The organism is Polyangiaceae bacterium (assembly GCA_015075635.1).
Taxonomy (GTDB): Bacteria; Myxococcota_A; Polyangia; order Polyangiales; family Polyangiaceae; genus JADJKB01.
On sequence record JABTUA010000003.1, the window covers coordinates 762,963 to 782,281 of the forward strand.

At 70.7% G+C, this 19,319-nt stretch carries 16 protein-coding genes and 2 pseudogenes; 6 read left to right on the forward strand and 12 right to left on the reverse strand.

The window, feature by feature from the left end; genetic code table 11:
- Genes HS104_34045 through HS104_34055 form a run of 3 tightly spaced genes read right to left on the reverse strand, consistent with a single transcriptional unit; the run spans position 1 to position 3,901 of the window.
- A complete protein-coding gene (locus HS104_34045) occupies positions 1-1,770 on the reverse strand; it encodes a hypothetical protein (GenBank protein ID MBE7484979.1) in 1,770 nt (589 codons plus the stop codon).
- Positions 1,767-2,813, reverse strand: coding sequence for a hypothetical protein (locus HS104_34050; protein ID MBE7484980.1), 1,047 nt, complete (start codon positions 2,811-2,813; stop codon positions 1,767-1,769). The genes HS104_34045 and HS104_34050 overlap by 4 nt, the downstream gene beginning before the upstream one ends.
- Positions 2,810-3,901, reverse strand: a complete 1,092-nt coding sequence (locus tag HS104_34055; GenBank protein MBE7484981.1) for a hypothetical protein — start codon at positions 3,899-3,901, stop codon at positions 2,810-2,812. Before HS104_34055 ends, HS104_34050 begins: the two co-directional genes overlap by 4 nt.
- Positions 3,902-4,249: 348 nt before the next feature.
- On the opposite strand from HS104_34055, the gene HS104_34060 reads away from it, so the two are divergent.
- Positions 4,250-4,432: a hypothetical protein gene (locus HS104_34060; GenBank protein MBE7484982.1), complete on the forward strand. Its 183-nt coding sequence runs from the start codon at positions 4,250-4,252 to the stop codon at positions 4,430-4,432.
- 316 nt (positions 4,433-4,748) lie between these two features.
- On the opposite strand, the pseudogene HS104_34065 reads toward HS104_34060, so the two are convergent.
- From HS104_34065 to HS104_34075, 3 genes and pseudogenes are all read right to left on the reverse strand, one after another.
- Positions 4,749-4,968, reverse strand: a pseudogene (locus tag HS104_34065) (hypothetical protein).
- Between the two features lie 167 nt (positions 4,969-5,135).
- A pseudogene (locus HS104_34070) lies at positions 5,136-5,585 on the reverse strand (Uma2 family endonuclease).
- A gap of 123 nt (positions 5,586-5,708) precedes the next feature.
- Positions 5,709-6,740 carry a hypothetical protein gene (locus HS104_34075; GenBank protein ID MBE7484983.1) on the reverse strand — a complete coding sequence of 344 codons (1,032 nt, stop codon included), beginning with the start codon at positions 6,738-6,740 and terminating at the stop codon, positions 5,709-5,711.
- A 71-nt stretch (positions 6,741-6,811) separates the two neighbouring features.
- On the opposite strand from HS104_34075, the gene HS104_34080 reads away from it, so the two are divergent.
- Complete coding sequence (locus HS104_34080) at positions 6,812-7,327, forward strand: hypothetical protein (GenBank protein ID MBE7484984.1); 516 nt, start codon at positions 6,812-6,814, stop codon at positions 7,325-7,327.
- A complete protein-coding gene (locus tag HS104_34085; GenBank protein ID MBE7484985.1) occupies positions 7,324-8,262 on the forward strand; it encodes a sugar nucleotide-binding protein in 939 nt (312 codons plus the stop codon). Before HS104_34080 ends, HS104_34085 begins: the two co-directional genes overlap by 4 nt.
- 2 nt (positions 8,263-8,264) lie before the next feature.
- On the opposite strand, the gene HS104_34090 is transcribed toward HS104_34085, so the two are convergent.
- Positions 8,265-10,118 (reverse strand): right-handed parallel beta-helix repeat-containing protein, encoded by a 1,854-nt coding sequence (locus HS104_34090; protein ID MBE7484986.1) that lies wholly within the window; start codon positions 10,116-10,118, stop codon positions 8,265-8,267.
- Between the two features lie 83 nt (positions 10,119-10,201).
- Between HS104_34090 and HS104_34095 the strand changes: the two genes are divergently transcribed.
- Together HS104_34095 and HS104_34100 are read left to right on the forward strand one after the other, a co-directional pair.
- Entirely contained in the window at positions 10,202-11,233 is a 1,032-nt protein-coding gene (locus tag HS104_34095) for an alpha/beta hydrolase (GenBank protein ID MBE7484987.1), read from the forward strand.
- Positions 11,230-11,964 carry an SDR family oxidoreductase gene (locus tag HS104_34100; protein ID MBE7484988.1) on the forward strand — a complete coding sequence of 245 codons (735 nt, stop codon included), beginning with the start codon at positions 11,230-11,232 and terminating at the stop codon, positions 11,962-11,964. The genes HS104_34095 and HS104_34100 overlap by 4 nt, the downstream gene beginning before the upstream one ends.
- A 10-nt stretch (positions 11,965-11,974) precedes the next feature.
- Here the strand turns inward: HS104_34100 and HS104_34105 are convergent, their stop codons facing one another.
- Positions 11,975-13,807: a PD40 domain-containing protein gene (locus HS104_34105; GenBank protein MBE7484989.1), complete on the reverse strand. Its 1,833-nt coding sequence runs from the start codon at positions 13,805-13,807 to the stop codon at positions 11,975-11,977.
- A 121-nt stretch (positions 13,808-13,928) separates the two neighbouring features.
- Positions 13,929-15,281 carry a sigma 54-dependent Fis family transcriptional regulator gene (locus HS104_34110; protein ID MBE7484990.1) on the reverse strand — a complete coding sequence of 451 codons (1,353 nt, stop codon included), beginning with the start codon at positions 15,279-15,281 and terminating at the stop codon, positions 13,929-13,931.
- A gap of 17 nt (positions 15,282-15,298) precedes the next feature.
- On the opposite strand from HS104_34110, the gene HS104_34115 reads away from it, so the two are divergent.
- A complete protein-coding gene (locus HS104_34115) occupies positions 15,299-15,814 on the forward strand; it encodes a hypothetical protein (GenBank protein MBE7484991.1) in 516 nt (171 codons plus the stop codon).
- A 44-nt stretch (positions 15,815-15,858) separates the two neighbouring features.
- On the opposite strand, the gene HS104_34120 is transcribed toward HS104_34115, so the two are convergent.
- The 3 genes from HS104_34120 to HS104_34130 all read right to left on the reverse strand — a co-directional run bounded on the left by HS104_34120 (position 15,859) and on the right by HS104_34130 (position 19,296).
- Positions 15,859-16,584 (reverse strand): hypothetical protein, encoded by a 726-nt coding sequence (locus tag HS104_34120; protein MBE7484992.1) that lies wholly within the window; start codon positions 16,582-16,584, stop codon positions 15,859-15,861.
- A 133-nt stretch (positions 16,585-16,717) separates the two neighbouring features.
- Entirely contained in the window at positions 16,718-18,325 is a 1,608-nt protein-coding gene (locus tag HS104_34125) for a serine/threonine protein kinase (protein MBE7484993.1), read from the reverse strand.
- Entirely contained in the window at positions 18,325-19,296 is a 972-nt protein-coding gene (locus tag HS104_34130; GenBank protein MBE7484994.1) for a hypothetical protein, read from the reverse strand. The genes HS104_34125 and HS104_34130 overlap by 1 nt, the downstream gene beginning before the upstream one ends.
- Positions 19,297-19,319 lie beyond the last annotated feature (23 nt).

Here is a 19,319-nt window from a genome sequence, read left to right on the forward strand (position 1 = left end):
TCACGGAGGCGCACACAACCCGAGCGTCCCGAGCGAGTCGTCGAAGGCGACGCAGCCTCCGGCGGCGCAGTCCGAGTCCTGGCAGCAGAACTTCTGGCACATTCCGCTAGTGGCGTCGCAGGTGGAACCAGCGATGCAGTACTCAAGCTTGCTGGGCTCGCAGGCTGCTCCGGCCACACCGATGTTGCCCTCCGCGTAGCACTTGAAACCACCGCCTGCGAAGTCGCAGGCCTCGGCGGCTCCGCAGCCCTGATTGGTGACCGGATTGCAGAGCGCGACGAAGCTCGGATCGAGCAAGCAACCCGCGGGCAACTTGATGGGCTTGCAGAGAGCGTCGAAGTCCGCGCAGCAGTCCCCAAAGGCGGCGCAGGCGGCGTCGCACCGGCACGCGGCGTCGAGGGGGCCAACCGGGAAGGCGTCGAGGCACTTGTCCGTACAGCTCCCGGGTCGCGCGGACGGCGTAGCATCCTCGGGCAGGCAGCCCCCGGGTGTCAGCGCGAGCTGGGTCTCTGCGCCCGCGCGCACGACGATCTCGCGCCGGGTCACGCAGTCGCCTTTGTCTCGGCTCCGGGCTTCGAGCACGTGTTTGCCTGGTATCACGTTGAGGAAGCCGCCTTGTGGGGGGAAGGACGTGGCCGTCGAGCTCTGCTCGCCGGCCGAACCGTAGTAGGCAACCACTTCCGGATCGTGAGGCTTCAGCGAAACCGTCACGCCGGGGAGCCAGAGGTTGGAGCAGTCGTTCAGGTGGAACCAGATGTGGCCCTTCTGCTTGTTGATGGCGGTCTGGTGGGCCATCAAAAAGGCGAAGTCTTCGGGCTTGTAGCTGTTGATAGTCCAGACGAAGGTCCGCGCGCTTCGTGGGTCGAACACGCGCCAGTTCACCCCAGGATAGAAGAGGACCGGTGCGCTGCCGTCGACCCAGATGTACCCCATGGCGCCGTGGTTCACCGAGAGCCGCACGTGGCCAGCCTCGTTCGTCGTGCCCTCGGTGAGGGGCGCGGAGCAGGTCTCGTCCGTGGGCTCGCAGAGCCGGACGACCGCGCCTGGGTCGGGCAGCATTGGCGGCGCCAGCGGGATCCAGCTCGCGATGACGTCGACCTCGAGCTCGTTGACTGGTCCGGGCCACTCCGGGTCGTGGGAGCAGCTCAGGTCCGGCGGGGCATACCCGCAGTCTCTGGCGCAACTCTCGAGGAGACACCCGGTGAACTGGACGGCGGGCAGCACGCCGTTCGGGTGGCGATGCTCGCACTCGAGGTGGCACGCGGAGTCGATGAAGGCGCAGCTCTGCCTGCAGTACAGGAGCGCCAGGCACTCCGTGCTCTCGCCGCATGCGGTGGCCTCGGTGCAGCACTGGGCGTTGCTGCAGGTCGCGCAGAACTCCTTCTCGAAGGGGTATCCGCCGCACTCCACCCCGCAGGTCTCCTTGCATGCACGCGCACGACAGCTCGCCAGCGCCGCGTGCTCGCCCCGAAACGAGCCCTCGTATTGTTGGTGGCACTTCGCGGTGCAGTCCTCGGTGGAGCAAGCCCCGAGGCAAGCGTCGATGGCGGCGCACTCCGGGTCCGCTTTGCAGACCGCGGCCGCGTCGCAGCACTCGGCCCTTAGGCACGCGTCGCACCCGAGCGCCGCGCTCAGCCCCTCGCAGGCCGCTCGTTCCTCCAGGCTCGCCAGCTGCCGGCAGCTCCAGAGCGGCAAGCTCGCCACGCCGGACAGGGCCACCGCGAGGATGCGGCGACGAGTCCGTCCGGCAGCGGCGCCGAGCACGGTCATGGGAGCTGCATCCAATCGCACATGGCGGCGTCCGCTATCCCGCAGCGCCCCAGCGAGCTACAAGTGGCGGGCGCCTGGCAGGGCCCGCCGAAGGGGTACCGCTTCGGCAGGGCTTGCGGCTGCTGGAGACACCCGTACCGGTCGGCGGTGGCGGGGACGCAGACACCCCTCCTCGTAGCCGTGGTCACCTCGCAGACGAGACCCCGGGTGCAGAGCGCCACTGGGCCATCGGTCAGTTCGCCGCACTCCTCGTCCTCGGAGGCGAAGGCGTAGCGCTCGCAGCGAGTCGTGGACGGGTTGCACGCGAGCTGCTCGGGCCAGAGCTCGCAGCCGTCCCGCGCGGCGTCGCAGAGCTCGCCCTCACCGGCGCGACTCTGGCACTGGAAGGTGCTCCCGCACGTGGCGTCCGGAAGGCACGGTGTGTCCGCTCCACACAGGGCCCCCAGGGAATTGTAGGCGACGCACTCGCCGCTGGCGCCGCACGCGCGGCCTCGCTCGCAGTCGGCGTCCTCGAAGCAGGGCTCGCCGAGCGCCGCGGCTTGCTTGCAGGTCCCGCAAGGAGCAGCCGACGGAACGCAGTCCCCCGTCTGGCACTGGTTGCCGCGAAAGCAGAGCGAACCGTCGGGGAGCAGACCCTTCGTGAGGCACTCCCCGGGAGCGCTACGCGTGACCTCCCAGCGTAGCCAGGTCTCGCAGCGCCCGTTCACGTCCTTCGCGGAGAGGTTGGCCTCGACCCTTTCTGCGCAGCCATGGAGACCCTCGGCGGTGAGCGTGCTGCCAGGGCCGAAGCGGGTGCGCTCGCAGAGGAGGGCCTGGCGCAGCACGCACTCCTCTTCGTCGTTGCCGTACTCGCTGGCGAACGTCGCGCTCAGACAGAGCGCCTTGGACTCGCACCAGGTCCGCGCGAGCTTGAGGCAGCCGGCGCGCACAGGGTCCGCCGGGGGCTCGGGTGGGGCATCTCCGCAAGCGGCGGCGAAGAGCCCCGTCCACCCGGCGCAGGCAGCCAGCGCCGCGAGCGCTCTCCAAGAGCCAGTCGCGCTCACCACGCCCACCGATCCGTCGCCGGGTCGTACACCAGCGTCGTTTCCAGCGAGTTGGGGTAAACCCATCCGCCTACCACGTAGATGCGCCCATCCCCTGCCGCTACGGCTCCCATGTACGCGCGAGGCTCTGGCATCGAGGCGGCTGACTGCCAGCCCTTCTCCTTCTCCGCCGGATCGTAGAGCTCGACCGCGGCGCTTTCCTGCCCCGAGGCGTCCCTTCCGCCGAAGCAGAAGACGCGGCCGTCGGGCGCGACCACGGCGGCCGCCGCGCAGCGCGGGAAGTTCAGTGCAGGCAAAGGCTCCCATGTCTTCGTGTCCGGATGGTACGCATCGACAGCGGTCATCCCGAGGGCGGCGCCGGTCTTACAGCCGCCCAGAAAGAGGATGCTCCCGTCCTCGGCGCCCACCGCGACCGCGCCAAAGCGCGGGATGACCTCCGGCGGTGGCGCGGGCTCGGCCGTCCACTTCAGTCCGTCGAAGACGTCGAGGGTCGGAACGATGGTGGGCTCGCCGACGAGCTCGCTGTAACCCCAAGCGGCGTAGATCTTCTCGTCGCGACCGACCGCGACGGCCGGCGCACCGCGCGGGCTCGTGAGCTTCGCCGAGTTAGTCCAGGTCTCCGCGCTGACATCGAGTCGCTCGACCGTGTCGAGGGGGACGTTCAGTCGCTGGCCGCCAATGGCGTGAACCGCGCCACGAAGGTTGACGGCGACCAACACGTCACGGCGCTTCTCGAGGAGCGCGGGCAGGGGAGTCCAGTGGTTGGTGCTTGGATCGTACGCCTCCGAAGCGCCTGTCGGGCTGGGCATGCCGCTGTCCCCGAGCGCCCAGATCCGCTCGTCCGGTCCGACCACGACTCCGTGTCCGGACCGGGGAATGGACATCGGCTGAGGGCTCGTGCACACGCCGCCGAAACACCCGATCCCTTCCCCGCAGGCGCGCCCGCACGCGCCGCAGTGGCTCCAGTCGATCCGCGTGTCGACGCAGGTTCCGGCGCAGCTGTCCAGGCCGGGCGCGCAGTCGTCGAGCGCGCTGTCTTCGCAGGCGAGCAGCGACGCGGCGACGAACGCCATGGCCATGCGCTTCACGAAGCCGTCCGAACCTCCCGAAGCGATCATAGGTGCGCACACGACCTCATGGGAAGACTCTGCGACCGTCACATCATTCGAAATGAGCTCGGCGCAGTTAAGAAATGACTATGCACTGTGCGATGGAGCGGCGCGCGCTTGGTGTCGGTCCACTGCCACCGCGACGTTCACAAAGTGAAGACTGGGCTTCTGCCCGGATGACGGTCGAGGCGACCCGCAAGAGCCCCCAACGTGAACGCCTACACACTCACTGCTCACGCAACCGCTGCTTTGCTCGTTTGTTTCGGGTGCGGTGGCACCCCCGATGCTCACGATCGCGCCGCTCCCGAAACGTCCGGGGTCACCGACATGGCCGTTCCGGCGCGCGACGACGTGCAGTCTTCCTCGTCGGCCTTCTTGGCGCCCCCGCCCTCGGAGGAACGCGGAGTCGTCGTCGCCCGGGGTCAGCTGGAGACCTCGTTCCTGCGGCCGGCGCGTGCCGACGTGTGCATCACGCTCGGCGAGGACGGCAGAGTGCTCGGGATGGACTAGTTCATCTGCGAGCCCCTGAACGACGACGCCAACGGGCCGGTCGCGTACTGCGAAGGCTGCGTGCTCGGGTAACGAATGCGGGCGGATGGCGCGTGGACGCTCGCTGCGCGTGGCGTCGGGCCCACCTGTGGTGCTTTTGCGGGCAGCTACCGGCTGAGTGACCTCACCCGCGACGAAGCCGCCGCGTGCCCTGCTCCGAGCGGCCGCCTCTGCGGTGACGAATTCTGTCCCGAGCAGGGTTACATCTGCGCGAGCAAGATCACGGGCGGTCCGCCGTGGTGCATGTCCCTCGCGGAGTAACGGCGGGCGCTAGGGCTCACCCTTTGCGCCCGAGCTTCGCCTCCAGCTCGCTCACCCGGCGCTCGAGCTCTTCTCTCTGGGCGCGCTCCTGCTCCTTGGCCGCGCGCTCCTGCTCCTTGGCCGCGCGTTCCTGCTCCTTGGCCGCGCGCTCCTGCTCCTTGGCCGCGCGCTCCTGCTCCTTGGCCGCGCGCTCGACCTCGAGCGGGGTCTGCCACCGCTGCGCGAAGCCGGGCTCGTCGGCGATCTCGACGCTCTCGCCGGCGACCCGGACCCAGGCGCCGAGCAGCGGGCTCTCGAAAGGCCCGCCGCCGCGGTACACGCAACGGAAGGGGCCTCCGCGCTCGGCGTGCCAGAGCTGCAAGGGAACGGGGCCTCCGTAGGCGCGCGGCCCCTGGAGCAGCGCGTCCACGACCCACAGCTCTCGGACGCCCGACACGGCGTACTTGTCCTGCACCACCGCGTAGTCCTTGTACGGGTGGCCGGGGCTCACGACCTCGATCGCGAGGCGCGGCACGCTGTGTCCAGGCTTCCACGTGCACAGGCTGGTCAGGCGCGCGTGGCCCGGCGGCGTGGGCTCGACCAGGCAGAGGTCGGGGTCCACGCCGATGCTCGGGCGCTCCTCGATCCAGCGGAACGCGAGGTTGCGCGCGACGATCGCGTCGCGACCGGTGCGCTCCAGCCAGGCCACGAACAACCCCTTCAGGTGCTCGACCAACAGCTCATGGGGGCGTGACTCGGGCACGAGGATCTCCGGGAGCTCCCATGCGTCCGGCACGGACCGCACCTCGTAGCGAAGCTCGATCCGCGCGCTCGTTCCGATACCGCCGACCATCATCGGTAGCTTACCTCGCATGGGGAGCGACTTCACGGGCCGCTCTCGGCCGGCGGATTGCAGACGGCATGCCACTACGTTTCCTCGGGCGATTCGCCTCGCCCGCGACTGGCCGCCGGTGGCGAGCGGTGGCGATCGCCACTTTCACTTCTTCCGAAACTGCCACGGCGCCATGTCCGCCTGGTAGTGCTCGACGTACTCGCCGAGCACGCGGTTCTTGCAGTCGTAACGCACGTACTTGGTGTCGTGCCACGGCTCGCCGTGAGGCATGAAGCCGTGGGCCACCTCGAACTCGGCGTACTTCAAGCTGCCGTCCGGTCGGAGCTCGATCTTCGCGCGTTTCTCGAAGGCGTGGCCGCCGATGCTGCGGGGCTCCTCGAGCGAGAAGGCGCGCAGACGGCCGTTCGGGTGGAGCGCGAACTCCCAGCGCACGAGCACGCCGTCGAGCCGCGCGGCCTCGGCGAGCCAGCCGCCCGCGAGCTTGCCGTCTGGGAACCAGTGCAGGCGCGTGCCTGCGGGGAGCTCCGCGCCGGCGACCGTCACCGGCGTGTCCACCACCGCGCCGGCGAGCGCGCCGCTCGCGTGGAAGCCGACGCTCTCGCCCTTGCGGCAGGCGACGCCGCTGAACGTCGCCGGGCGCGCGAGCTTGCAGTGCTCGAGGTTGCCGCTCGTCGAGAGCACGACCAGATCAGCCGCGCAAGGCACGGTGTCGCCCTTGGCGGTGGTCAAGTCGTGCGGGCGCGCCAGGTGGGTCTGGTAGGGGCGCCCGTCTTCGTAGAAGTGTGTGTAGGCGTCGCGGGCGACGTCGATGCCGAAGAGCGTGGCCGGTTGCGCAACCGTGCAGACCCGGAGGCGGCCCTGCTCGTCGCGCCACACCTCGTGCTTGGCCTTGCAGGTGACCTTGCCGATGCGCTCGTCGCGCGCGGGCGTGGTGGGGGTGAGCGGCACGTCCTGGTGCGGCAGCACGTTGATGAACGGTCGCGGCCCTTTCGGCCGGCGCCTGGCGGGGGGCGCCGGCTCGTCGGGGGGACAGTCCCCGCTCGGCGTGCCTTGGGCAGAGCGCGGCGCCGTCGGCGGGGGCTCACCGACCTCGACGCCGGGCTCCGTGGCGCCGTTCGGTCGTGGCGCGGCGCAGCCCAGGAGCGCGAGCCACGGTACGAGCAGGGAGCGACGCATGGGCGGACTAGCGTACGCCCCGCCACTCGGAGCTGCACGCTCCACGGATCTGCGCGTACCCTGGACCGCGCATGAGCGACCAGGGTGCGGCGCCGGAGCGGCCGGAGGCTCGACCTCGGCTGGATCTGACGACGGAACATCCGCCCGCGGAGGTCGTGGCACGGGTGCGAGCGGCCCTCGTTCGCAGCAGCTCGGTCGTGGGCAAGGCCTTCCCGGGTCGCATCGAGCTGACGGTGCCGCGCCGGGACACACACCTCTGGTCGCCGTGGCTCGCGCTCGACGTGACGCCGACCGAGAGCGGCTCGAGGCTCCACGGTCGGTTCGCGCCTCACCCCCACGTCTGGACCATGTACGTCGGCGCCTGCGCCATCGCGTGCATGGCGACGTTCGGCGCGCTGATCTTCGCGACCGCGCAGTGGATGATGAGTGAGCGGCCTTGGGGGCTCTGGGTGGCTCCGGGGACGGCTCTGATCGCGGCGCTGACCTTCGGCGCGGCGTTCGTCGGTCAAGGACTCAGCACGCAGCAGATGTTCCTGCTCAAGGACTTCCTCAGCCAGGCGCTCGAAGCGGAGGCCGAGCCTGAATGACGGCCGAGCTCGCGGTCACCGGCGCGCTAGGTGGGCTCGGCGCCAACGTGGTCGCCGAGGCCGCGCGGCGCGGCATCGCGGTGCGCGCGCTCACGCGCCGGGAGGCGGCGTTACCGGAGGGGGCGACGGCGATGCGTGGCGACGCGCTCGCGGTCGGAGATCTGGTCCGGCTCACCGATGGCGCCGCCGCGCTCGTGCACGCGGTGAACGTGAGCTTCAGCGCGGACTGGGAGCGCAGCGTGACCGGGCTTCTCGACACGGCCATCGAGGCGTGCCGCCGCACCGGAGCGCGCCTCGTCTACCCGGGCAACGTCTGGGTGTTCGGCCGCGGCCTTCCGGGCAAGCGCTACGACGAACGCGAGCCTCACGCACCCAGCTCGAGCAAGGGCCGAACGCGCGCGGCCAACGAGGCGACGCTGCGCGGCTCGGGCGTGTCCTACAGCGTGGTGCGCTTGCCGGAGTTCTATGGCCCGCACGTGACCACGCTGACGGGACCTCCGCTCCGCAACATCGCGCAGGGCAAGACCGCGCGCTGGTTCGGCGATCCGGAGCTCGAAATCGAGCTCGTGTACATGCCCGACGCCGCTCGCTTGCTAGTGGACGTCGCAACCGACGCGAGCGCCGCGAACGAGGTCTTTCACCTCCCCGGCGCCGGCGCGATAACGCCGCACGCCTTCTTCAGCGAAGCGATTCGCCAGTCAGGCGGGCGGGGGAAGCTCCAGGCACTCCCGACCTGGGTCGTGCGCGCGGCGGGTGTGCTGTCCCCGAGCGCCCGCGGTTTCGCCGACATCCTGCACCTGTGGGAAGACCCGATCCTGCTCGACGGGGGAAAGGCGAGAGCGCGCTTCGACCTCCGCCCGACCCCGTACTCCGAAGGCCTCGAACGCACCCTGGCCTGGCTCCGCGAGAACCCCGACGTGAAGATGCACTACTGACCTCAGGGGTCCGCGCCCTTCAGGTAGCGGTAGCCAGCCGGGATCAGCGTGGGATCGTCGGTGACCGGATTCGCGGGGTCGATCGGCGGCCACGCCAGCGCGCCGAACCAGGCGGGCTTCTCCGTCAGGAACAAGCTCGGCGGAAGCGCCGCCGGCGTGATCGTCCAATCCTGGGCGCTCTTCACCGACGACCAGTTGCCTTCGATGAGCGTGGTGCCGTAGCTGGTGTCGTCGCGATCGACGTAGAGATCCCGAGGCCCGCCGTCGCTGTTCGGGATCGCGTCCGGCGGGTGCGTGCCGGAGAAACCCTGGTTGCCGACGTCGGGGAAGCCCAGGCGGTAGAGCGTGGTCTCGTCCAGATCCGACGACACGCTCTTGTCCAAAAACTCGTGGGTCGCCGGCTTGCCGACCTCGCCCAGGACGTTGCCGACCAGCGAGTAGTACAGGTTGCGGCGGTCGATCTGCACGGCGATGCGATCCTTGGCGTTGGTCCAGGCGTTCTTGCCCGTGAGCAGGTTGCGGAAGAGCACCGTGTGCGAGCTGCTGCCGTGGTAGGCATCGGAGCCGAATTTCCCCACGACGTTCCCCTCCACCAGCGTGTACTGCTGGTGCGGGCTGTGGTTGGTGCCGATGTCGGCGGCCATGATGCCGTGGTTGGGCGAGGTCGGCGGATCCGTGTAGTAGGAGTCGACGCAGTAGTTGTACGCGACGACGTTTCCGAAGCCGCCCGAGTAGTTCGCGCCCGCGCCGCCGTCGCCGAGCACGATGGCCGGGAAGCCCGCGGCCACCGCCACGTTGTCCACGACCAGGCTCCAGCTCACGTCCGTGAGCAGATCCAGCGCCTCGGAGTTCGGCCCGCCGTTGCTCTGGTCGTGCAGGTAGTTCTTCCGGAGCTCCACGTGTCCCGACCAGGTGACGACGACCGTCTTTGCGGGCATGTCGCTGAACTCGCAGCCGGCCACCCACACGTTCCAGGCGTTCTCGATCTGGATGAACTGAGCGGGGTTGCTGCCGTTCCCCTTGAACTTGATGCGCTCGATGCCGGCGTTTTGGGTGACGCCCGGATAGAAGGCGAGCTCGGGCTTGCGGGTGAAATCCACGGGAACGGGCGGGCGTACCGTGACCGACGTCGCCGTCTTCGACTCGACGTAGTGCAGCGAGGCGCGGTGCCGCCCCACGAACCCGCTCTTGGTCCACACCAAATCTGGATCGTCCTCCTCGCTCACCGTCACCATGTTGCCGACTTCCATCTTGCTGGTGTCCGCCACGCTGATGCTGGTGGAGCCTCGCGTCGCGCCGCCGCTGATCGACATCCGGTAGTCGGCGTTCGCTTTCGGGGGCGGCCACGGCCCGAGCGAGCCGATGCGCACGGCAGAGCTCCCGGACGTCAGGAGCTCGGTCGCTGCCCCGGCCCCCCGCAAGGTGATCGCCGACTTGATGACCAGCGTGCCGTCAATCAGGTACTTGCCCGCCGGCACCGACACGACCTGTCCGTCCGGGCAGGCGTCGATGGCCGCCTGAATGGCGGCGACGGCGCTGGTGGCGCCGGTGGTGTCGGCGCCGTAGGGCGCCTTCGTCACGTCCGCGCAGATCGTCTCGCGCGCCGGGATGCCGCCTTCTACGCCCGCCATCTGCCACGTCCCCGGCAGGGGCAGGCGGTCGTCGGGGATGACGCCGCTGATGCTGCCGCCGCCCACTCCGCCCGCCCCGGCTGCGCCGCTGCCGCCGCTGCCGCCCGCGCCCCCAACGCCTCCGGACGCGCCAGTGCCGCCGCCGCCACCGTTCGCGCCGCTACCGCCGCCGCCGTCTTCTCCGCCGCACCCTGCCAGCGTCAGGGTCAAAGCTGCCACGAGCATCGTGCGTAACGACGACTTCGACGTCGACATCCGGGACCTCCGCGGGAAAGGATAGCAGGGCGACCCACGTCGGGAGCCGATCGATGCGCCAAAAGCTGGAACGCTTCGCCCTGATCCACGTCCTGTCCCGCTTGCCGGACAGAGCGCTCGTACGCATCGCCGGTGGCAAGCCGGTGGTCTTCGAGGGGCGGACGCTGAACCCGCTCTTTCAGGCGATGATGTACTTCAACCGAACGCCGAAAATGGAGCGCCTGCCGCCCGCGGCCGCGCGCCGCGTGCTCGCGCGGTTGGTTCAGGTCACCCAAGCCGACGAGCTGCCGATGGCGGCCGTGCACGAAGAGCGGGTGCCCGTGCAGGGCGGCAGCATCCGCGTGCGCTGCCTCACTCCGCCGGGGCTGGGCGCGCGCTCGCCCGGCATCGTCTGGCTCCACGGCGGCGGCCACGTGATCGGCGACATCGACGACTCCGACCGCACCGTGCGCTACGTCGCGACGCGCACCGGGTGTCGCCTGGTGAATGTCGAGTACCGCTGCGCCCCCGAGCACAAGTTCCCGACCCCCGCCGAGGACTGCATCGCCGCCTACCGCTGGGTGCTGGACAACGCCGAGCGGCTCGGCCTGGAGCCGAGTCGCCTCGCCGTGATGGGTGACTCCGCTGGCGGGAACCTGGCCGCCGTGGTGTCCCTGGCCGCGCGCGACCGTGGCTTCGCGCTGCCCGCGGTGCAGTGCCTCATCTATCCGGTGGTGGACCTGCGCCAGCTCTCGAAATCCCTCACGACCTTCGGCACTGGCTTCGGGCTGACGAAGCCGCTGATCGAGTGGTTCGCTCGGCACTACATCCGGACTGACGCCGATCGCAGCGATCCGCTGGCGTCCCCGCTCCTGGCCGAGAGCCACGCGGGGCTTCCGCCGGCCATCGTCACCGTCGCGGGGTTCGATCCGCTGCACGACGAAGGGGTCGAATACGCGGAGAAGCTGAAGGAGGCCGGCGTGCCGGTGACCCTCGTGCGCCACGACGACCTCACCCACGCCTGGGTCACGATGACGGCGACGCCGCCGGGTCGCGCGGCCATGGACGAGACCTGCGCGCTCGTGCGACGAGCGTTGTCGTCATGACCCCCAAGCACTCGGTGCTCCTCGTCGGCGGCACCGGCCGCACCGGAGGAAGCGTCCTCGCCCAGCTGCTCCAGCGCGGCGTCGCCGTGTGCGCCATCGTCCGATCCGCGGCGAGGCTGCCCGAGGGGGTGGCAGGCAACCCGCTGCTGACGGTCGTCGAGGCCGACCTGCTCTCGCTCGGGACCGCCGAGCTTCGGCGCCATCTCGAGGGCTGCGACACCGTGATCTCCTGCCTCGGTCACACCCTCACCCTCCGGGGCATCTTCGGGCCGCCGTTCGACGTCGTCGTCGGCGCAGTCTCCCGCCTGGCGCGCGCTGTCGAGGAGTCGCAGCCGCCCGCGCCGGTGCGCTTCATCGTCATGACCAGCGTCTCGGTCAATCGGTCCGACAAGGCAGACACCCGTCGTGGTGCGTTCGAGCGGTTGCTCCTCTGGGTGCTGCGTGGCCTCGTGCCGCCGGCCAGAGACAACCAGCGCGCCGCCGACTATTGCGTCCGAGAGATCGGGCCGAGCAGCCGGGCCGTCGAGTGGGTCGTCGTTCGGCCGGACACGCTCCTCGAGGGCGACGTCACCGAGTACCGCACGAGCGAGGAGCTCGTGAGCAGTCTCTTCAGGCCTGCCCAGACGAACATGGCGAACGTCGCGCACTTCATCTGCGAGCTCACGACCGACGACGAGACGTGGAAGCGCTGGCGCGGTGGGATGCCGGTGATCGTCAACGCGGTGGGGTAGGGTTGACAGCTCACTTGACCTCGGGCGGCGGAGGCGCGACCGAGGTCACCGTGGTGAACGACCCGGTGTGCGCGCCAGCGTCGACGCGTTGGCCCGGCAGGAACGCCGCGGGGTAGGTCGTCAGCGTCCCGTCGTTGCTCACCGAGACCGCGCTCACGTAGAGGTGCGCGATGGGGCGCCCGTTGGTCGGCTGCGAGCCGGCATGCCGGGCTTCCCAGAGATCGGCGGGTCCACGGCGGCTGTTGAAGAGCAGGAAGTAGTACGTGCCTTCGGGCGTGACGATGGCGCTGTCGCCGAAGCGAGGCCACGAGTTGGTGAGCCCGAGGCCGTGGAACACCGGGGCGCTCTGGTCGGCGCTGCCCGGCGCCGCGTTGGCGCTGATGGCCACGGCCGGCTTGCTGCCGTCGGCGGGCATCACCCAGATGCTGGCCGTCTCCTCGTCGTAGCCGCCGCGACCAGGAGCGCTCTTCATGAACGCGAGCAGCTTGCCGTCGCGAGACCAGTGCGGGAACGTTTCGTTCTCGGGAGTCGAGCTGGCCGACGGCACCGGCTCGGGCGTGCCGAACACGGCCTTCTGACCCTTCTCGAGCGTGACGGAGATCTGCCAGAGGTCCGCGTTCCCGCCGGCGTTCCAGCCGGTCGGCGCGTGGTAGCCGTCGATCATGCTGTCGCTGGCGACGTACGCGATGCGCTGACCGTCCGGCGACAGCGCGGGCGTCGCGACCAGCATTTCTTCGATGTCCTTGGGGGAGTTGCCGGTCGCCGGCGGCCCGATGCCGAGCGTGGCCTCGGGCGCGTCGACCTGAAGCACTGCCAGCCTACCGGCGGTCGCGCTGCCCGGGCCGGTCACCGCCGCCACGAAGCGGCCGCTCTGGTCGCTCCACTTGTCGCGAGCCGTGGTGGGGACCATCAGGCTCTGGGAGCCGAGCAATGACAGCGCGCTCGGCGTCACGACCGGGGAGGGCGCTCCGGCGGGCGCCCCGGCCTTGGGCCGCACGACCTCGAGCTTCCAGCTCCCGATCGAGGTTTGCAGGATGAAGTCCTGACCGTCTGGGCTGGTGGCGTGACAGCCGAAGCACTCGCCTTGATTGCGCTTCACCAGGGTCTGAGGCTTCGCGCCCACGGCCAGTCGCTGAAGGGAGAACTCGGCGTCCGACGCCTCGTCCGTGATCTGCCAGTAGGTGACGTCCGGCGCCTGCGTGTTTCGGAGCAAGCGCAGCGTCCCGCTGGTGGCGCCGTTCGGAGCGCTCGCCCCGGCGGAAGCGTAGACGATGTTCCAATGAACCTCGAGCGTCGTCCCAGCCGGTCCGGCGCACTTTGCCGCATCCCAGAGCGCGGTAGGTGCGTGGATGGTCCACCACGAGCCACTCACCGCGCTGTCAGCATGGGCCTGCTCCGCCGGCTCGGGCTTCCGCGTGATCCGCGCGGTCTGGTTGCCGACGGTGAGCTCGAGCCGCGCGAGGGCGGGCAGCTCGTCGGTGTGGACCAGGAATGTGGGCGTCGGCCAACCCTCGGGCAGGAGCGCGCCGGAGGGTGGGTCGAACACGAACGGGGCGGCCGCGCCGTGAGGGTGGTCGAAGATCGCGGAGTCGCTCGAGGACAGGCCGCTCTCCAGGAAGCCGGCCGCGAAGGTCGCAGTGCAGGTCGCCGCTCCGCCGCCGACTCCGCCCGCACCGCCGAGACCGCCGATGCTGCCGACCCCGCCGGTTCCGCCAGCGCCGGCTGCGCCGCCGCTCGGGCCTTCGCCCACGCTCAGCGTGTCGGCGCTTTCGGCGCAGGCCGCCAGGCCCGCTGCACCCATCGCGATCACCAGCGAAACCCACGAGCTTGTCATCGAGTTCATGTTGCCTCCGTCTCACGACTGCTCAGAGCAGGCGGCGTGCCAGGCGGAAGGCACGAAGATCTGCGCGGGAGGCTGTGCGCGCTCGCGGCCTCGAGGCCGCTGCTTGCGAAGTCGAAGCCGCTCAGCGCAGGCCGAGCTTGCTCAGCAGGCGACCGAAGTAGGTGCGGTCGAGGCCCGCCAGACGAGCGGCCAGGGTCTGGTTGCCGCCAGTGTGCGCGAGCATGGCCTCCACGTACTTGCGAGAGAAGCGATCGACGAGCTCGTCCTTCTGCTCGGCGTACGGCCGGTGCACGTCCACGGCTTCCTCCAGCGCGAGATCCACCAGCGCACCGCGCGGGCGCGTGGCCTCGGGCAGGACGCCCAGCGCCGCGTAGGCCTGGACCGCGTTGCGGAGCTCACGGGCGTTGCCTGGCCAGGGGCGAGCCTTCAGCTGCTCGAGGATCGCCGGCGGCAGCTCCTCGGCTCCCAGCTGGGCGGCGAATCCCTGCGCGAGCAGGGCGATGTCCTCGGGCCGCGCGCGCAGCGGCGGCACCGTGATGCGGACCACGGCAAGCCGGTAGAAGAGATCCTCGCGGAAACGCCCGGTTCGCACCTCTTCGCCCAGGTCTCGGTTGGTGGCGGCGAGCACGCGCACCCGTACGGTCTCGACACGATCGGCGCCGACCGGGCGCACCTCGCCGGTCTCCAGGGCACGCAGCAACATCGGCTGGACCTCGACGGGCAGCTCGCCGATCTCGTCCAAGAACAGCGTGCCGCCGTCCGCCGACTGGAAGGCGCCGCGGCGGCTCTCGGTGGCTCCGGTGAACGCGCCCTTCTTGTGGCCGAACAGCTCGCTGGCGACCAGGTCGCGGGGGATGGCGCCGCAGTTCAGCACCACCAGCGGGCCATGGTCGACTCGGGAGCCGGCATGAACCGCCCGCGCGATCACCTCCTTGCCCACCCCCGACTCGCCCTCGATGAGCACGGTCGTGAGCGAACCTTCGAGCCGGGTCAGGACTGCGAAGAGTCGGCGCATGCTGGCCGAGATGCCGTGGACGCCGCGGTACTCGCTGCCTTCGTAGTCTCCTCCGGCCAAGAGCGCGTCGGTGTCCGGCAAGAGCGCCACCGTCGCGCTCCCCAGCTTGATCTGCGCGCCCAGGCTCAGCGTGGCCCGCTCGATGCGCTGGCCCAGGTAGAACACGCCATTGCGACTGCCGAGGTCGCGGATCGCGACTCCCTCCGGGACCAGCTCCAGCTCCGCGTGGGCGCGGGAGACCGTCGGCGCGTTGATCAGCACGTCGGAGCCCGCGCCCGAGCCGATGCGGCAGTGACCCGCCGACAGCACGTAGCGCGCCGGCTTGGCCGGAGCGTCCAGCACCTGCACCACGACACCCACCGGCGCGCGCGGTCGCGGCGGACCGTCCGCGTGCAGCGTGACGGTGGACGTCTCTTGCGACACCGGCTCGACTATACCTGCGGCGAAGCGGGGCTGCATCGGCTATCCTCCCGAGCGTGCGTTGGGAGTGGATCGTCCTCTTGTGGATTCCGGGTTGCTCCCTGGACTGGTCGCGCTCGGAGCCGGGCGACGCGGGCAGCAGCGGAGCAGCGGGCGGCAGCGGTGGTAGCGTGGGTGGGGCGGGAGCGGGCGGCAGCGCCGCCAGCACCACCGGCGGGTCGGGCGGCGCTCCCGGGGGTGGCAGCGGTGGCGTTCCCGGTGGTGGCAGCGGTGGCGCTCCCGGTGGTGGCAGCGGCGGGGCGGGTGGCGTCGCCTGCGACACCGCGGCGTGCGTGGGGCTCGAGTGCGGTGCGGCTCATCCGTGCGGCGACATCACCCAGACGTGCTGCATGGAGCCGAAGAACTGCGCTGAGCCCGCCAGCGCGAGGGTCGTCAAGAAGTACTGCGTGCCGTCGGGCTGCTGGGACGGGACCTGGCTGCACTGCGGCGACGCGGTTTGTGGCGACCAGTGCGCGTCGTACGGCCTGACCTGCTGCAAGCCCGACGCCGTCTGCAAGCCGAGCTGCACGTGAGCCGGCGCGGCGACCACTCGGTGTGATCGCCGCGCCGCAGTCCCTCACTTCGCCTCGCCGGTCGAAGGCGCCGGCACGTAGCTGCAGGCTCCCATCAGGCCGTCGATGTCGGCGCCCTGCACGCAGTCGATGCTCAGGCCCTTCGGGCTCGGGCACGCCGGCACGGGGAGCGGGCACTTCTGGGCGTACGCCTTGTAGAGGTCCAGGTAGGCGATGGTGGCCTTGGAAGAGCCCGAAGCGACCGGCACCGGGCAGCCCATGGTCGTGGGGACCACCGTGCCGTCGCAGACGATCGCGCCCGCGGAGGCGATGTTGCAGCTCCGCGCCTCGGCCAGGAGCGTGGCGAGCTCCTGCGCCGTCTCCCCGCACCAGTCCGGGACGACGCACCAGCCGAACGCCTCCTTGCACGCCTCGGCGCTCTTGAAGAGCGAGCCGCAGTCCGGACCGAAGCACTGGCAGCCGTGAAGCTCGGTGCAGGTCGAGCCGTTCCAGGTGTACCCGAGCAGGGTCTTGCAGCTCTCGTCCGACTTCACGGCCTGAGCGTCGCAGGGGTTCGACACGGGAGGCGGCGGCTTGCAGTTGGTGTCCGCGGGGTCACAGGGCGGAACCGTGGGGTCCTCGCCGGCGCAGTTGGTGTCCGCGGGATCGCACTTCGCTGCCGGGTCGACCTTGTACGCCTGGCGCAGGCTCGACCCGCCATCGTCGGCGGAGCAGGCGGTCAGGGACACGAACGCGATACACACGGCGCTGAACGAGACGAGGCGGGTCATGGTGGTTCTCCTTTTCGGGTGGCGAACCGGACATGAGCAACGTCGGTGCCAACGCAAAACGCCGTTGTTTTCCTGCGTCGTCGTGCTGCCGAGCGGCCTTGGCGCCGACGGCAGCGGCCTCGAAGCCGCTACCTCACTTGCTGTAGGGGTTGTCCGGAGGCGACCAACCCGCGACCGGCGGCTTCGATGGCGTCGAGGGAGCGGGCTTCGGTTTCTCGTTCACCGGCGCAGGGGGCGCGGGCGGTCGTGGCCCGGGCGGCGGCGGTGCGCTGACGACGAGTGAGGGCGCGCTGCTCGCCGCGGGTGCGGGCGCGCTGCTCGCCGCGGGTGCGGGCGCACTGCTGGCGACTGCTTCGGGCGCGGTCTCGGCGACCGTTGCGGGCGCGCTGCTCGCCGCGGGTGCGGGCGCGCTGGCGCTCGGCGCGGCTGGCTCGCTGGCGGCCGTCGCTGCCGCCGGCTCGGGCGTGCTCGAGCTCGAGCCCAGCACCGCCAGCGCCGTAGCCAGCCCCGCGGCGCCGAGGCCACCCAGGACCCAAGGGAGACGAGAGCGCGCCGGGGCAGCGGCCGGGGAGTGCGCGAAGCTCGGCTGGGTCGCCTCTGCGGGCGAGCCGACGGGCAACGTGTCGGGGACCGCGGAGACCTGGCCCAGCGGCGTCGGTGGCGGCTCGACCTCGTCGAGCTCCGCGCGCAAGAGAGTCGTCGTCTCCTTGCTGAGCGTCGCGGTCTCCGCAGTCTGGGGCTCGGGCATGCTCGCGGTGACCTCGTCGTGCGCTTCGACGCGCTCGCCCTTGGTGCACGACCGGATGAGTGCCTGGCGCTCGGCGAGCTCCGGCCCCAGGCAGTCCTTGAGGAACGCGGCGACGTCCGCGTGCGAGCACGAGAGCCCCGCGCGGCGCGCGGCCTGCTCCAGATCCGCCGCGAATTCTCCAGCCGAAGGATAGCGGCGGGTTCGATCTCGCTCCAGCGAACGCGCGGTGGGGGCGTCGAACCAGACCCCGAGGCTGGGCCGAAGCTCCGACACCAGGGGCACCGCCTGGGTGCGGATCAGCGAGAGCGTCTCCACGTCCGTCTTGCCGCGGAAGAGCTTCTTCCCCGCGAGCTGCTCCCAGAGCACCACGCCCATCCCGAACACGTCGCTGCGCGCGTCGAGGATCTGGTCGGCGACGTATTCGGGCGCCATGTAGCTGAGCTTGCCCTTGAGGACCCCCGTCGCCGTCGCGTTGACGTTGTGATGCAGCACCTTCGCGATGCCGAAGTCTGCGATGCGCGCCACGCCATCGGTGCCGATCAAGATGTTGTGGGGCGATACGTCGCGATGGACGACGCCGAGGGGCTTGCCGTTCTCGTCGGTCAGCTCGTGGGCCGCGTGCAGGCCAGCGCAAGCGTCCAGGATCACGCGAACGGCGATGGCCGCGGGAACGGGCTGCCCGTTCTTGCGCGCCTCTTGCGTCAGGTGCGAGAGCGACGAGCCGTCCACGTAGTCCATGGCCAGGAGCAGCTCTCCGTCCCGCTCCTCGACGTCGAGCACGCTCACCACGTTGGTGTGGTGGATGCGGCTCGCGAGCAACGCCTCGGCGACCAGCATGGCCCTGAAGCCGGGTTGCTGGATCAGGTGCGGGTGCGCGCGCTTGATCGCCACCAGGCGCCAGAACCCAGCGGCGCCGCGCACGCGACCGACGTACACCGTCGCCATTCCGCCGGAGGCGATCTTGGCCAGGAGCTCGTAGCGTGACTCGACCACTAGAAGCCCACACCCACGCTGGCGGTGGCGCCGCTCGGAATTGGCGTGACGGCGACGTTCGCGCCTTCGGAGCGCCAGCGTACGGCGAACAGACCCACGCCGGCGGTGACCAACGCCGCGATGCCGGTGGCGGCGAAGAGCACGTTGGTCCGCGTCTGGGCCGACTTGCCGTCCCTCTCGAGCTCGGCGTCGGTGCGCCCGCCGGACACGAAGTCGTCGTGCTTGGCGCGAGTGTCCAGCCCCGACCAGGTGCTCGCCGCCCCGAGCGCGACGCTCGCCCCGACGCCGACCCAGAACCACGTGGGCGAGAGCCCGCGCGACGCTTCGGCTGGCGGGGCCGGCGCGGCCGGCGGGGCCCCTGCCGGCTCGACGGGCGCAGCCGCGGGCGCCTCGGGCGGCGTGGTCGACGGTGCTGCGGGTGGCGAAGCAGGCTCGGCGCAGGTCGCGTCGACCTCGAGCTTCGCTCCGGCCGTCACCGTGACCGTGCGAGTCTCTCGTCCCGAAGGGCAATCCCACGAGACGTGATGCTCGCCCAGCGAGACCACGCCGGCCTCGGGCCAAGGGGCCGAGTCGAGCTCGGCGGCGCAGCTGCTCGTGCCGGAGCACTTCACCCTCACGCTGCCTACGCTGGCGCCGAACTTCGAGCGGGCCTTCGCGGCGAGGGTGGAGACTTCGCCGCTGGTCCCTGCGCGCTCCGCGCGGGCGGCGAGCAGCATGGAGAGCACGGGCAGCCCGGCGTCGGCCGCCGCGCGCAGCGCGGAGCCCAGGGCCAGGTCGCTGGCCTCGAGCTCGTCCGCGCGCGCGAACCAGAACGCTGCCGCCTCTTTGTCGCCGGCCTTCCAGGCAGAAGTAGCTCGCTGATACGCTTCCCTGGGGCTCGAGATGCTCGCCAGGTCCGCCGGCGGCGCCGCCATCGCAGCGGGCGCGCCGAAGAGGCATGCCGTCAGAGCGAGGAGTCGGAGTCGCTGCACTGCCCGGCTAGGGTATCTTGCGG